This is a genomic window from Leifsonia xyli (assembly GCA_001647635.1).
GTDB lineage: Bacteria > Actinomycetota > Actinomycetes > Actinomycetales > Microbacteriaceae > Leifsonia > Leifsonia xyli_A.
Genome location: CP014761.1, coordinates 2,994,602 through 3,008,223, shown reverse-complemented (window position 1 = coordinate 3,008,223; position 13,622 = coordinate 2,994,602). Strand labels below are relative to the sequence as shown.

The following is a 13,622-nucleotide window of genomic DNA, read 5'->3' as shown; positions in this document are numbered from 1 at the left end:
CTTATCGTCGGGGCATGACGAAGACGACAGAGACCACAGCCCCCGCGTTCACCGACGAGGAGCGCGCCGCCATGAAAGAGCGCTCGACGGAGGTGAAGCGCCAGCGCCGCGGTAAGGCCAGCAGGGAGGATGACACCCGGGACCTGCTGGAGAAGATCGCCGAGCTGCCGGAGCACGACCGCCGGCTGGCGGAGCGCGTCCACGAGATCGTGACCGACGCCGTGCCGGACGTGTGGCCGAAGCTCTGGTACGGGATGCCCGCGTACGCCCTCGACGGGAAGACGTTCTGCTTCTTCCAGCCGGCCTCCAAGTTCAAATACCGTTACTCCACGCTCGGTTTCAACGACCCCGCGCACCTCGACGACGGGACGATGTGGCCCACGGCGTTCGCCGTCCTGGACCTCACCCCGGCCGACGAGGAGCGCATCCGGGAGCTCGTGATCCGCGCCGTGGGATGACCGCGATCCGAGGCCACGGGGGGACGTACCCCTGAACGGGTGTCCCCCAAAATGCCGCTACCGGGCTTCGGGCGAATCAGTCAAGCTCATCGGGTGAGTGAGCAGACCGACGTGGACCGGGATGCGGGGTCGACCCGCATGACCGTCCTGCGCCCGCACCGGCACCTGTTCCTGCGCGGCATCATCGCGGTGCTCGCGCTGACGACGCCGGTGTTCGCGGTGGTCTACTGGCTCACGATCCCGGGACCGGGCTGGCCGTACGTGCTGCTCGCGCACCTCGTCGTCATCGGGGCGACGGTGGTGGGTGTGGCCTCGTTCCTGAACACGACCATCAGCATCAGCCGGGACGGCGTGCGGGAACGCGGGTTCTTCGGGCGCACGGTCCACGTGGGGCCGGGCGAAGCGGGAGCGGTGATCCTCGTGCAGGTGTACGAGGGCAGCACGCTCGACGTCCTCCCCCAGCTCTTCGTCGCGTCCTCGCAGGGGCGCCTGCTGATCCGGATGCGGGGCCAGTTCTGGTCGCAGGGCGACATGGAGCGGGTGGCGGAAGAGCTCGATGTGCCGGTCACGCGTCCCGCCGAGCCGATGACGCTCAACCAGCTGCGGCGCACGTGGCCACGCCTCCTGTACTGGTTCGAGCGCCTGCGCCTGCGTCCCTGACGGCCGCCGGATGAGGGTGCCGGAGGACGCGCTGGCCGCGGTCCGGAAGGCGCTTGGCGTGAGACCGGACGGCCCGGCGTTCGCGACCGCGTCGAGCGTGCTGCAGCCGGTGCGCCGCGGCGGCGAGCGCGCGTTCCTCAAGCTGGCGACCTCGGGCGAGGAGCGGGCCGGGAACGCCGTCCTCCGCTGGTGGGACGGCGACGGCGCCGCTCGGGTGCTCGCGGCGGACGGGGATGCGGTTCTCCTCGAGCGTGCGGACGACAACGACGGGCTCGCGGGCCTGGCGCGGACGGGTCCTGACGGCGACGACGAGGCGACGCGCATCCTCTGCCGGACCGGGTTGCGGCTCCATGCGGCCGGGCGCGAGCCGCGGCCCGAGGGGCTGTTCGACCTCCGGCGCTGGTTCCGGGACCTTTTGAACCGCGACGGCGCGGACCCCGACGGAGTGCTCGACACCGCCGCAGACACCACGGAGTCGCTGCTCGCCCATCCCGTCGCCGACGTCGTGCTGCACGGCGACCTGCACCACGGGAACGTGCTGCGCTTCGGCGAGCGCGGCTGGCTGGCGATCGACCCGAAGCCGCTGCACGGCGACCCGGGGTTCGACGTGGCGAACATCCTCTGCAACCCGGATGCGGCGGTCGCCCTCGCGCCGGGACGCCTGGAGCGTGCGGTCGGGATCATCGCGGCGGAGACGGGTATGCCGCCGCGGCGCGTGCTCTCCTGGGCGCTCGCGTGGGGCGCGCTGTCCGGCATGTGGTCCGCGCAAGACGGCGGCGACGGCACGATCGCGCGCGAGATCGCGCTCCGGGCCCGCGCGCTGCTGGCGCCCTAGCGTCGCCGCCGGGTGCCGAAGATCCCCTCGACGACGCTGCCCAGGATGTCACGGGTGGCCTTCGAGCCGAGCACCTGCTCCAGCACGGTCTTCTGAGATGAGCTGCGCCGCGAGGTCGACCGCGGCGCGGTCTGGCGCAGGATGCGCTCGTACTCCTTCTGCGCCGCCGCCTGCGCCTTGGCGTCGGCCTTCGTCTGCGCGTCGGCCTGCTTCTGCGCCTCGGCGGCGGCCTTCGCCGCGTCGGCCTGGGCCTGGGCCCGGGTCGCGGCGGCGGCCGCCGCATCCAGCTTGCGGCCGAGCATCTCGCGCGCCGAGTCGCGGTCGAGAGGGGTTCCGTACTTCGCCTGAAGCGGCGACGCGGCGATCGTCGCCTGGACCTGCGCGGCGGGTGCGGGCGACATCGACCCCTGCGGGGCGCGGAGGCGCGTCCAGGCGACCGGCGTCGGCGCGCCCTTCTCGTTCATGACCGTCACGACGGCCTCGCCGGTGCCGAGCGACTGCAGCACCTGGGCGAGGTCGTAGCCCGACGTCGGATACGTCGACACGGTCTGCTTGAGCGCCTTGGCGTCGTCCGGGGTGAAGGCCCGGAGCTGGTGCTGTACGCGCGAGCCGAGCTGAGCGAGCACCTCCGACGGCACATCCTTCGGCGTCTGCGTTACGAAGAAGATGCCGACGCCCTTCGACCGGATGAGCCGCACGGTCTGGGTGATCGAGGCCAGGAAGTCCTTCGACGCGTCCCGGAACAGCAGGTGCGCCTCGTCGAAGAAGAACACCAGCTTGGGCTTGTCGAGGTCTCCGACCTCGGGCAGGTCGTTGAAGAGGTCGGCGAGCAGCCACATCAGGAAGGTCGAGAACAGCGCGGGCTTGTCCTGCACTCCCGGCACCTCGAGCAGGCTGACGACACCGGTGCCGTCGGGAGCGAGGCGGAGGAACTCCGCCGTGTCGATCTCAGGCTCGCCGAAGAACGCGTCAGCGCCCTGGTCGGCGAACACGATCAGCTCGCGCAGGATGACGCCCACGGTCGCCGCGGAGAGGCCGCCGAGCCCGGTCAGCTCCTCCTTGCCGTCGTCGCTCGTCAGGTAGGTGAGCACGGCGCGCAGATCGGCGAGGTCGAGCAGCGGGAGCCCGGCCTGCTCGGCGTAATGGAAGACCAGGCCCAGGCTCGACTCCTGCGTGGCATTGAGGCCGAGCACCTTGGACAGCAGCAGCGGGCCGAAACCCGCGACGGTCGCGCGGATCGGGACGCCCGCGCCGATGCCGCCGAGAGAGAAGAACTCGGTGGTCGCGGCCCGGGGTGTCCAGTCCTGGCCGATGCCGCGGGTGCGCTCCAGGAGCTTGTCGTTCGGTTCGCCCGGCGTCGCGATGCCCGAGAGGTCGCCCTTGATGTCGGCCGCGAACACGGGGACGCCCGCCGCGGACAGCTGCTCGGCGAGCACCTGCAGGGTCTTGGTCTTGCCGGTGCCGGTCGCGCCGGCGACCAGGCCGTGCCGGTTCGTCATCGCGATCGGGATGCGGACCGGCACCGCGGGCTGCGGGGCGCCGTTCACGAGGGCGCCGAGTTCGAGGACGGCCGTGTCGAAGGCGTAGCCGGCGCGGACCGCCTCCACCTCCGCGGCGTCGAGCGGACCGGCGGGTGCCTCCGCGGGCGGTTCTGCGGACGGCGCTGCAGCTGCGGCCGCAGCCGCTGCCTCCCGCAGCGACGTCGCCCGCGCCTCCGCCGCCGCGGACGCTTCCTGCGCCTTGCGCACGGCCTCCGCCGCCTCGGCCTGCAGCCGCTCCGCCTCCTCCGCGGCCGCCTGGGCCTCGGCCTGCGCCTTCGCCAGCGCGTCCCCGTCGCTCATGCCGGTCACTCTACTGGGCGCCGTCGCGAGAGGAAGAAGGGATGCGGCTGCGTCGCCTCCAACGCGAGTCGGTGCGCCAGCGGCGTCCACACGATGACGGCGACACCGGCGCCGAGCAGCAGGCCGCCGATCGTGTCGCTGATCCAATGCGCACCGAGGTAGGTGCGGCTGATCGCCATCAGCACGGCCCACACGACGCCGAGGATCCACACCCACACGCGCGGGAAGAGGATGCCGAGCACGACCACCATCGTCGCGGCGTTGGCCGTATGCCCGGACGGGAATGAACCGGTGTCGGCGTGGACCAGGATCTCTGTCGGCCGCGCGCGCCCGACGGTGTGCTTGAGGAGCTGCACGCAGACGACCGACACGATGCTCGCGATGGCGAAGAACGCGGCGCCCCACGGCCTTCGGAAGGCGAGCAGCAGCAGGAAGATCACCAGCGGGACGACGAACGAGCCGACGATCCCGCCTCCCGCGTAGTTGAAGAACAACGCCGGGCCGAGCCAGAGCGGGGAGCGGTGCTCGACGATCTCGCCCATCCACTCGGTGTCGATGCCGAACGGCAGCTTGGGCCGCAGCGCGATGATGATGCCGAGCCCGACCACCAGCGCAACGGCCACGGACGCCGCGATGACCGGCCACCGGTTGGTGACCCGCCGCGCTCCGGCGACATCGTGGCCTTCTGCGTCCGGTTTCGCGGGTGAGGGTTCGGCAGCGCTCATGCCACCACAACGTACCCGCCGCGGCATGCGCGGCCTAGGGACGGCTCAGTGCGCGAGTTCGGGGACCGTACGCGGCCGGACCACGAGCCACAGGGAGGCGATCGAGATCAGGGCGCAGATCGCCATGACCGTGGCCATCGGCACGGCGCTGCCGACACCGAGGATGCCGACGATCGGCGAGATGATGCCGGCGGTCCCGAAGTTGAGCGCACCGAGCAGGCTCGCCGCCGTCCCGGCCTCCGCGCCGTGGCCGTTCAGCGCCAGCACCTGGACGCAGGGGAAGCCGAATCCGCATGCCGCGATGAAGAACCACAGCGGGATCGCGATGCCCCACAGGCCGACGTGCGCCTGGTCGAGCACCACGATGGTGACGGAGGCCACGAACATGACGATCGTCGAGCAGGCGAGGATCCACTGCGGACCGACGTACTTGGTGAGGCGCGACGCGGACTGCACGCCGATGATGATGCCGATCGAGTTGACCGCGAACAGCAGGCCGTACTCCTGCGCGTTGAACTTGTAGATCTCCTGGAAGATGAACGAGCTCGACGACAGGTACGAGAACAGACCGGTGAAGTTGGCGGCGCCGACGATGGCGATGCCGACGAAGAGGCGGTCGCTCAGCACGTTCTTGTAGCGCTGGCCGACGGTCGAGTGGCCGGCGTCGTGTCGGCGCGCCTTCGGGAGGGTCTCGACGATCCACAGGGCGACGCAGGTCACGACGAACGCGCCGTAGACGGCGAGCACGACGAAGATGCCGCGCCACGGCATGACGAGCAGCAGCCACGACCCGATCACCGGGGCGAGCACCGGAGCCAGGCCGTTCACCAGCGCAAGGCGGCTGAGCATCCGGACCAGTGGACGGCCGCCGAACAGGTCTCGGACCATCGCCATGGCCACGACGCCGCCGGCCGCCGCGCCGATCCCCTGCAGGGCGCGGGCAACACCGAGCAGCTCGACGTTCGGGGCGATCGCCGCCGCGAGACACGCGATGATGTGCACGGCGGTCGCGACCATGAGCGGCGTGCGGCGGCCGATCTTGTCCGACCACGGACCGACGAGCAGCTGCCCGACGCCGAAGCCGATCGTCGTGGCCGTCAGCGTGAGCTGGATCGCCGCGGTCGACACCTGGAAGTCGTTCTGGAGCGTCGGCAGCGCCGGCAGGTAGGTGTCGATGGTGAACGGTCCGAGTGCGGTCAGGGCGCCCAGGATCAGGATGTAGGCGAGGCGCTGGCGGCCGGAGAGCGAGTCTCCGGGATGCACGACGGTGGTCACGAGAAAGTCCTTGGCGAGTCTGGGGGCGGAAAGGCGCGCGCCCGCCATCGGACGCAGGAGAAGAGAACACCGCGTCGGGGACGCGGTGCGGGAGCCGAGCGTCGAATCGATTCGAGCCATCGGATAGGTTCTATGTTATACCGAGGCGGCCACGGAATGTGAACGTGCGCATGCAGTGCACTCGCTCACGTTCGTCGCGGCGAACAGCTCAGGAGGCGGGCGACGCGAGCAGCGGGCCGAACGCGCGCTCCGCGGCGCCGATCATGAGGATGTCGGAGCCCAGGGCGGCTCGCACGATCGACAGCCGTTCGGCGCTCGCGGCGAGCGCCTGCTCCCCCACCAGCCGCGGCAGACGCTCGGGGTCGAGCGCGTGGAGGGCGCCGAGGAACCCGCCCAGCACGATCAGCTGCGGCGCGAAGATGTTGGTGGCGTTCCGCAGCGCGACGGCGAGGAACCCGATCTGACGGTCGACCTCGGCCCGCACAGCCGGATCGCCCGCGGCGAGCGCGGCATCCAGCGCTCGCTCGAGTTCGTCGGCGTCGGCCGCCTCCAGGCCGAGCACGCGCAGCAGGGCGCGCTGGCTCACCTCGGTCTCCAGGCAGCCCGTCGCCCCGCAGTGGCAGCGGACGCCTGCGGAGTTGACCAGCGTGTGCCCGAGCTCACCGGCGTAACCGCTGATGCCGGTCAGCGGACGGCCGCCCGCGATGACACCGGCGCCGATGCCGGACGCGCCGCCGTTGAGGTAGACCAGGTCGCTCGCGCCGCGGCCCGCGCCGAACAGCCGCTCGGCGTCCGCGCCGAGGTTGGCGTCGTTGGCGGCATGGACCGGCAGGCCGGTCGCGGCGGACAGCTCCGCGGCGAACGGCTCGTCCACCCAGCCCAGGTGCGGGGCGAGCCGCACCATCCCGTCGTCCTCGCGGACGAGACCGGGGACGGCCACGCCGATGCCGACCAGCCGGCCGGCGGCGGTCAGCTCCGGGCGCAGCTGTGCGATCGCCGCGACGACGACCTCGACGGCCTCCGCGGCGGTCGGGATGCGTCCGGTCGGGCACCGGAGGCGGCGGCGCACCGTCGCATCCAGTCCGACGACGCCGACCGTCACCGCGTCGATCTCGGGATTGATCGCGAGGGCGACCACGCGACCATCGGCCTCGACGACCGGCGACGGCCGTCCCACGCGGTTGCTGGAGGCGGGCTCGCGCTCGCGGACCAGCCCGAGCGCGGTCAGCTCGCCGACCAGCGCGCCGACCGTCGACCGGTTGAGCCCCGTCGCCTGGGTCAGCGCCGACCGGGCGAGCGGGCCCTCCCGGTGGACCAGCCCGAGCACGGCGGCGAGGTTGTGCCGCCGCACCGTGTCGAGGTTCGTCCCCGGGCTCGTCCTGCCGTCCATGTCGCAGGCAACCCTACCGGCGTGGCGCGAGGCGCAGGTCCCTCACCACGTCTCGGGGCGGGCGCCGTGCGGAACGGGCGCCGGCCGCTCGACGGTCGACGACAGCTCCACGACCTCGTGCGTCGCGCCGGCGCGGAGCACCGACTCCATGATCTCGAGCACGTGGAAGGCGAGCTCGCCGGATGCCCGTGCGGGACGATCCGTCTCGATCGCCCGCGCCAGGTCGGCCAGGCCGTACCCGCGTCCGGCGTCGGCGTACCCGGCGACGGGCTCCACGTCGCGGAACTCGCGGTCCTGGGCCGTGGCGAGCTGCACGGTGTCCGAGAACATGTTGGGATCCGGCACGGCCAGGGTGCCGGCCGTTCCGTAGACCTCGAACTTCGGCGAGCGCGACGCCCAGACCTCGAACGAGACGGTCACCGTCGAGATGACGCCGGACGCGTGCTCCAGGATCGCGGTGACGTGGGTGTCCACCTCCACCGGGACGACGGAACCGGCGAGCGGACCCGTCGCGACCCGGCGCTCCCGCGTCGACCGTCCGGTGGCCCCCGAGACCCGGACGACCGGGCCGAAGAAGGTGACCAGACTGGTCAGGTAGTACGGGCCCATGTCGAACAGCGGACCGCCGCCCGGCTGGTAGTAGAACGCGGGCGCGGGATGCCAGAGCTCGTGCCCGGGAGCGGTCCAGGAGACCGCGGCGGCGACCGGGTCGCCGATCGCGCCCTCGTCGAGCAGCGCCCGCGACGTCTGGATGCCGGTGCCGAGCACGGTGTCCGGGGCGCTGCCGACGCGCAGCCCCTTCGCCGCCGCGCGCGCCAGGATGGGCGCGGCCTCGGCGGTGGACAGCGCGAGCGGTTTCTCGCCGTACACGTGCTTCCCCGCGTCGAGCGCACGGAGGGCGACGTCGGCGTGCGCGGCCGGGATGGTCAGGTTGAGCACCGCATCCACCCGCGGGTCGGCGAGCAGGGCATCGACCGAGAGCGCCTCGACGCCCTGCTCGGCGGCGACGACGGAGGCGCGGTCGAGGTCGAGGTCGGCGACGGCCGTCAGACGCAGGTTCGGCAGCTGCGGGAAGTGCTCGAAGTACTGCTTGCTGATCACTCCGACGCCGATGACGCCGACGTTCAACGGGCGGCCCACAGCAGCCCCCTCTCGATGATGGTGCGGACGGGACGGCTCTCCACGATCTCGAGCCGGTGGCCGGGGGCGGAGACGAAGATGCGCCCCTTCCCCCACTGGCGGGTCCAGATCGCGGGCGAGGTCACCGGGCGGTTCCAGGCGTCCCAGGGCCGGACCTCCTGCGTGGTCGTGGCGAGTACGTCGTCGTACTCGTCGCTCAGCACCCAGTACTGCTCGGTGACAAGGTCGAAGTCCTCGATCCCCTCGGTGATCGGATGCGTCTTCCCATAGTCGGTGATGTGCACGGTGTACGGGATGTAGTTGTCGCTCTGCTCGCCCACGCGCTCGGCCGGGTCCTTGCCCGCGTGGTGGGCGAACTGCCCGCCGATCATGTGCAGGTAGTCGGCGTTGTTCCGGTACGAGTCGGCGATGCCGCCGTGCCAGCCCGCCATGCCCGTCCCGTTGAGGACCGCGTTCTGCAGGCCGCGGAACTCCACGTCCTCGATGGTGTTCATGGTGTTGACCTGGACGATCAGGTCGACATCGGTCAGGTACTCCTCGTCGGCGTAGACGGCCGTGCCCTCCTCGACCCGGACGTCGAAGCCGTTGTCGCGGAGGAAGGGGATGAAGAGGTCGGTGGTCTCGACGGGCATGTGTCCGTCCCAGCCCCCGCGGACGATCAGTGCGTGCTTGCTCATGCTTCCTTCGTGGGTCGGGGTTCGTGGATCAGGGGATCGGGGTCCAGGCGCTGCCGGCGGCAGCGCTGCGTTCGACGGCGTCGAGGACGCGCTGGATATGGAGGCCGTCGGCGAATGAGGGCTCGGGGTCCTCTCCGGCCGCGATGGCGGTGACGAAGTCGACCACCTCGTGACTGAAGGCGTGCTCGTAGCCGATCGCGTGTCCGGTCGGCCACCAGTTCGCCATGTAGGGATGCTCGGGCTCGGTCGCGATGATCCGCACGAACCCCTGCTCGCCGGCCGGCGCGGTCGCGTCGTAGAACTCCAGCTCGTTCATCGACTCCAGGTCGAAGGCGATGGCCCCGCGCGAGCCGCTCAGCTCGATCCGCAGCGCGTTCTTGCGCCCGGTCGCGTAGCGGGTGGCCTCGAAGGCGCCGATCGCGCCCGCCGCCGCTCCGCCGGTCAGGCGCGCAGTGAACCATGCGGCGTCGTCCACGGTCACCCGGCCGCGCTCCTCGGAGGCGGTGCCGGACAGCCCGACGGTCTCGCCGAGCAGGGGGCGCTCCTCGACGAAGGTCGCGAGGGTGCCGGACACACCGCTCAGCCGCGAGCCGGTGAGGTGTTCGACCAGGTCGACGGCATGCGCGCCGATGTCGCCGAGCGAGCCCGACCCGGCCGCCGCCTTGTCGAGGCGCCAGGTCATCGGACCGTCCTCGTCGCGCAGCCAGTCCTGGAGGTAGAGCGCCCGCACCTGGCGGATCTCGCCGAGCCGTCCGTCCTGCACCAGCCGACGGGCCACGCCGATCGCGGGCACGCGGCGGTAGCTGAAGCCGACCATCGACCGGATGCCGCGCGCGGCGGCGGCCTCGGCCGCCTCCGTCATCGCCTCGGCCTCCGCGACCGTGTTGGCGAGCGGCTTCTCGCACAGCACGTGCTTGCCCGCCGCGAGCGCCGCGATCGCGATCTCGGCGTGACTGTCGCCCGGCGTGCAGATGTCGACGATGTCGATGTCCGGGTCGGCGACGACCTCGCGCCAGTCGGTCGCGGCGCGCTGCCAGCCGAAGCGGCGGCGGGCGTCCTCGACGCGGGCGGCGTCGCGCCCGACGATCACATCCATCACCGGCTCGGCGGGGAGGTCGAAGAAACGCGGAGCGGTCCGCCAGCCCTGCGAGTGCGCGGCGCCCATGAAGCCGTAGCCGATCATGGCGACGCGGAGCCTGGGTGTGTCGTCGGTCATCGTCGGCCTTCCTCCCGTGGATCCCTCAGCGACGCTAGGACGGCCTCGGGAGCGGGAGCAAGTTTCGGCGCGAGGTTGGAAAACTTTCGTTCAGGAGCGCGGCGGCGCCGTCGACCCGCGCTCGATCAGGCTGGTGGCGAGCTCCAGGCGGGTGCTCTCAGCCGCCCCGGCGCGCAGGCGCAGCGCCAGCCGCGCGGCCTCCTCCGCCATCTCCTGGAGCGGCTGCCGGACGGTCGTGAGCGGCGGGCGGGCCCAGGACGCGGACGGGGCGTCGTCGAAGCCGACGACGGAGACGTCGCCCGGCACGTCGAGGCCGAGCGCGAACGCCGCGTCGTACACCCCGAGCGCCTGCATGTCGTTGGCGCAGACGATCGCGGTCGGGCGTTCCGCCGGCGCGGCGCCGAGCAGGCGGCGCCCCTCCCGCTCGCCGTCCGCGCGCGAGAAGCCCGCAGACTCGACCGGCGCAGCGGCCGGGAGGCCGGCTTCCTGCAGCGCCGCCTGGTACCCGGCGACTCGGGCCCGCGAGCACAGCAGGTCGGCCGGGCCGCCGATCGCCGCGATGCGCTCGTGCCCGAGCGCGGCGAGGTGACGCGTCGCGGCCAGCCCGCCCGCCCAGTTCGTGGCGCCGATCGCGGGGACGTCCGGCGGCGGGTCGCCCGCCGGGTCCACGACGACGAAGGGGATGTTGCGCGCCCGCAACTGCCGCCGGTGGTCAGCCGTGAGATTCGAGAACTGCAGCACGACCGCGACCGGCTTGCGCCGCAGCACCCCGGTGATGAGGTCGTCGCCGGCCGCGTGATAGTCGCCGATCGTCGACAGGGTCATGGCGAGCCCGGCCTCCCGGGCCACCCGTTCCACGCCGCGGATCACCTCCACCGACCACTCGCTCGCCAGGTTCTCGAGCACGAGCTCGACCGTCTCGCCGCGCTCCGCATCCACACCGCGGCGGGCGTAGCCGGAGTCGTGCAGCAGGTCCTCGACCAGCCGCCTCGTCGCGGCCGCGACGCCGGGCCGCCCGTTGAGCACCTTGGACACGGTGGACAGCGACACGGACGCCTCGCGGGCGATCGCCTCCAACGTCGGTCGGGTGGGCTCGGGCATGGTGCCACTGTCGCACATCCACTCGGGCCCCTTCGCGGCGCGGTCGTCGCGGTGTGCCACAATGTCGGCCACGCCGACCTGCGCCGGGTGTACCCCGCCGCCGTCGGCACTCCCCGGAAAACCGCGCCGAAAGCGAGACCGATGCCGCTCACCGACCTGTCCCACGCCGACCTGCTGACCTTCCGCCCGGACGTGCAGGAGCCGGCCGACTTCGACGCGTTCTGGGCGCGCACCCTCTCCGAGGCGCGCGCGGCGGGCGGAGTGCCCGAGCTGACGCCGGCCGAGACGCCGGTGACCCAGCTCCTCGTCGACGACCTGGTGTTCCCGGGTTTCGGCGGCGAGCCGGTGCGCGCGTGGGTGTCGCGGCCCCTGGAGGCGGACGGCCCGCTGCCCGCGGTGGTGCAGTTCCAGGGCTACGGCGGCGGCCGCGGCCTCGCCGGCGAGAACGTGTCGTGGGCGCTCGCCGGCTACGTGCACGTGTTCGTGGACACCCGCGGCCAGGGCAGTGGATGGGGCAGCGGCGGCGACACCCCCGACCCGCACGGCTCGGGGCCGGCCACCCCCGGCGTGATGACCCGCGGCATCCACTCGCCCGAGACGTACTACTACCGCCGGGTGTTCACCGACGCGGTGCGCGCGGTCGACGCCGTGCGGGAGCTGCCGTTCGTCGACGCGTCGCGGATCGCCGTGACCGGCGGCAGCCAGGGCGGCGGCATCGCGCTCGCGGCGGCGGCGCTCTCAAACGACGTGGCCGCGGCGATGCCGGACGTCGCGTTCCTCTGCGCCTTCCGCCGCGGCGTCGAGGTCGCGGTCGGCGGTCCGTACCAGGAGATCGCGACCTACCTGTCCGTGCACCGCGACGAGATCGAGGACGTGTTCCGGACGGTCTCGTACTTCGACGGAGTGAACTTCGCCCGCCGCATCCACGTGCCGTCGCTGTTCTCGGTTGCGCTGATGGACACGGTGGTGCCGCCGTCGACGACGTTCGCCGCGTACAACCACCTCGCCGCGGAGGACCGCGCGATCGAGGTCTACCCGTTCAACGACCACGAGGGCGGCGGCCACCTCCAGTGGCGCACGCAAGCCGCGTGGCTGGCCGCCCGCTTCACCGTCTGACCCTCGCCACGGCGCCGCACCCCGCATCGATTCGTCACGAATGGTCGCCATTCGTCACGAATCGCGACCATTCGTCACGAATCGCGGAGCCGGCGGCGCGAGTGGGTGCGTCAGGCGGGCGGGGCGGTGGTGGCGCGGCGGACGAGGCGCGTCGGGAGACGCAGGTGCGTGCGCTCGGGCGTCTCGCCGTTCATGAGGGCGATCAGCAGGTCGGCCGCCGCGGCGCCCAGGCTCTGCATCGGCTGACGCACGGTGGTCAGCGGCGGGCTGTACTGCGACGCCTCCGGGATGTCGTCGAAGCCGACGACGGAGAGGTCGCGCGGCACATCCAGGCCGAGCTCCGCCGCCACCTCTATCACCGCGATCGCCGAGATGTCGTTGGCCGCGAAGACCGCTGTCGGCCGGTCGGGGCGCGCCAGCAGCGGCAGCGCGACCTCCTTCACGGTGTCGTGCTCGTAACGGCCCACCGCCACGAGCGAAGGGTCGAACGGGATGCCCGCCTCACCCAGCGCGCGACGGTAGCCCGCGTCGCGGAGGCTCGACGAGCGCAGGTCCGGACGTCCGGCGACGAAGGCGATCCGCCGGTGGCCCAGCCCGATCAGGAAGGCGATCGCGTTGCGCGCGCCGCCGAAGCTGTCCGACTCCACCGTCGGCACGTCCGCCCGGCCGGTGTGCGGGTCGATGGCGACCATGGGCACGTCCGCGTTGGCGCTCACCACGGTCGGCGTCACCATGATCACGCCGTCGATGAGCGTTCCGCTCAGCCGGCTCAACGAGCGGCGCTCCCATCCCTCGCTCGACGGCTGCCGCGAGCCGCTGTACGCCAGCAGGTCGTAGCGGGAGTCGTGGAGGGCGGCGCCGACGCCCTTGAGGATCTCCGCCGAGAACGGCTCGAAGTCTGCGACCAGCACGCCGATGACCCCCGTGCGGCGTGACCGCATACTGCTCGCGACCAGGCTGGATTCGTACCCTAGCTCCTGCACGACCTGGAGCACACGCTCGACCGTCTCGACCGCCACACCGTAGCGGCCGTTCACAGCCTTCGAGACGGTGGCAACCGAAACACCGGCTGCCTCCGCCACGTCATTGATGGTCGGACGTCGTCCCATGGCCGTTGAGCATAGCGTAGAAAAGGTTTTCGAAAACGTTTGACACCGTGCTCAGCGCTTGCGACACTCCTGTCGTCCC

The 13,622-nt window shown here is 72.0% G+C and carries 13 protein-coding genes; 4 read left to right on the top strand and 9 right to left on the bottom strand.

Going from position 1 to position 13,622, the window contains the following annotated elements; genetic code table 11:
- Positions 1 to 14 precede the first annotated feature (14 nt).
- The 3 genes from A0130_14800 (at position 15) to A0130_14790 (ending at position 1,953) form a co-directional block, all read left to right on the top strand.
- Positions 15 to 458 carry a hypothetical protein gene (locus tag A0130_14800; GenBank protein ID ANF32760.1) on the top strand — a complete coding sequence of 148 codons (444 nt, stop codon included), beginning with the start codon at positions 15 to 17 and terminating at the stop codon, positions 456 to 458.
- 138 nt (positions 459 to 596) lie between these two features.
- Positions 597 to 1,118 carry a hypothetical protein gene (locus A0130_14795; protein ID ANF33475.1) on the top strand — a complete coding sequence of 174 codons (522 nt, stop codon included), beginning with the start codon at positions 597 to 599 and terminating at the stop codon, positions 1,116 to 1,118.
- Positions 1,119 to 1,128: 10 nt separating this feature from the next.
- Positions 1,129 to 1,953 carry a hypothetical protein gene (locus A0130_14790; protein ID ANF32759.1) on the top strand — a complete coding sequence of 275 codons (825 nt, stop codon included), beginning with the start codon at positions 1,129 to 1,131 and terminating at the stop codon, positions 1,951 to 1,953.
- On the opposite strand, the gene A0130_14785 is transcribed toward A0130_14790, so the two are convergent.
- The 8 genes from A0130_14785 to A0130_14750 form a co-directional block, all read right to left on the bottom strand.
- Positions 1,950 to 3,794 carry an ATPase gene (locus A0130_14785; GenBank protein ID ANF33473.1) on the bottom strand — a complete coding sequence of 615 codons (1,845 nt, stop codon included), beginning with the start codon at positions 3,792 to 3,794 and terminating at the stop codon, positions 1,950 to 1,952. The two genes, A0130_14790 and A0130_14785, sit on opposite strands and share 4 nt — an antisense overlap.
- A gap of 5 nt (positions 3,795 to 3,799) precedes the next feature.
- On the bottom strand, positions 3,800 to 4,429 hold the full coding sequence (locus tag A0130_14780; protein ANF33474.1) for a phosphoesterase PA-phosphatase: 630 nt from the start codon (positions 4,427 to 4,429) through the stop codon (positions 3,800 to 3,802).
- 135 nt (positions 4,430 to 4,564) lie between these two features.
- Entirely contained in the window at positions 4,565 to 5,794 is a 1,230-nt protein-coding gene (locus A0130_14775) for a Bcr/CflA family drug resistance efflux transporter (protein ID ANF32758.1), read from the bottom strand.
- Between the two features lie 208 nt (positions 5,795 to 6,002).
- Positions 6,003 to 7,184 carry a transcriptional regulator gene (locus A0130_14770; protein ANF32757.1) on the bottom strand — a complete coding sequence of 394 codons (1,182 nt, stop codon included), beginning with the start codon at positions 7,182 to 7,184 and terminating at the stop codon, positions 6,003 to 6,005.
- 42 nt (positions 7,185 to 7,226) lie between these two features.
- Positions 7,227 to 8,324, bottom strand: a complete 1,098-nt coding sequence (locus A0130_14765) for an oxidoreductase (GenBank protein ID ANF32756.1) — start codon at positions 8,322 to 8,324, stop codon at positions 7,227 to 7,229.
- On the bottom strand, positions 8,309 to 9,001 hold the full coding sequence (locus tag A0130_14760; GenBank protein ANF32755.1) for a hypothetical protein: 693 nt from the start codon (positions 8,999 to 9,001) through the stop codon (positions 8,309 to 8,311). The genes A0130_14765 and A0130_14760 overlap by 16 nt, the downstream gene beginning before the upstream one ends.
- Before the next feature lie 28 nt (positions 9,002 to 9,029).
- Entirely contained in the window at positions 9,030 to 10,217 is a 1,188-nt protein-coding gene (locus A0130_14755) for a dehydrogenase (GenBank protein ID ANF32754.1), read from the bottom strand.
- A gap of 90 nt (positions 10,218 to 10,307) precedes the next feature.
- Positions 10,308 to 11,267: a LacI family transcriptional regulator gene (locus A0130_14750; GenBank protein ANF33472.1), complete on the bottom strand. Its 960-nt coding sequence runs from the start codon at positions 11,265 to 11,267 to the stop codon at positions 10,308 to 10,310.
- 192 nt (positions 11,268 to 11,459) lie between these two features.
- Here A0130_14750 and A0130_14745 point away from each other — a divergent pair, with 192 nt between their 5' ends.
- On the top strand, positions 11,460 to 12,434 hold the full coding sequence (locus tag A0130_14745; protein ANF32753.1) for an acetylxylan esterase: 975 nt from the start codon (positions 11,460 to 11,462) through the stop codon (positions 12,432 to 12,434).
- A 110-nt stretch (positions 12,435 to 12,544) separates the two neighbouring features.
- Here the strand turns inward: A0130_14745 and A0130_14740 are convergent, their stop codons facing one another.
- Entirely contained in the window at positions 12,545 to 13,543 is a 999-nt protein-coding gene (locus A0130_14740; protein ANF32752.1) for a LacI family transcriptional regulator, read from the bottom strand.
- Between the last annotated feature and the right edge of the window lie 79 nt (positions 13,544 to 13,622).

Coding starts and splice junctions, on each gene's coding strand:
- A0130_14800 (ANF32760.1), top strand. CDS start 15: ATGACGAAGACGACAGAGACCACAGCCCCCGCGTTCACCGACGAGGAG.
- A0130_14795 (ANF33475.1), top strand. CDS start 597: ATGACCGTCCTGCGCCCGCACCGGCACCTGTTCCTGCGCGGCATCATC.
- A0130_14790 (ANF32759.1), top strand. CDS start 1,129: ATGAGGGTGCCGGAGGACGCGCTGGCCGCGGTCCGGAAGGCGCTTGGC.
- A0130_14785 (ANF33473.1), bottom strand. CDS start 3,794: ATGAGCGACGGGGACGCGCTGGCGAAGGCGCAGGCCGAGGCCCAGGCG.
- A0130_14770 (ANF32757.1), bottom strand. CDS start 7,184: ATGGACGGCAGGACGAGCCCGGGGACGAACCTCGACACGGTGCGGCGG.
- A0130_14760 (ANF32755.1), bottom strand. CDS start 9,001: ATGAGCAAGCACGCACTGATCGTCCGCGGGGGCTGGGACGGACACATG.
- A0130_14755 (ANF32754.1), bottom strand. CDS start 10,217: ATGACCGACGACACACCCAGGCTCCGCGTCGCCATGATCGGCTACGGC.
- A0130_14745 (ANF32753.1), top strand. CDS start 11,460: ATGCCGCTCACCGACCTGTCCCACGCCGACCTGCTGACCTTCCGCCCG.
- A0130_14740 (ANF32752.1), bottom strand. CDS start 13,543: ATGGGACGACGTCCGACCATCAATGACGTGGCGGAGGCAGCCGGTGTT.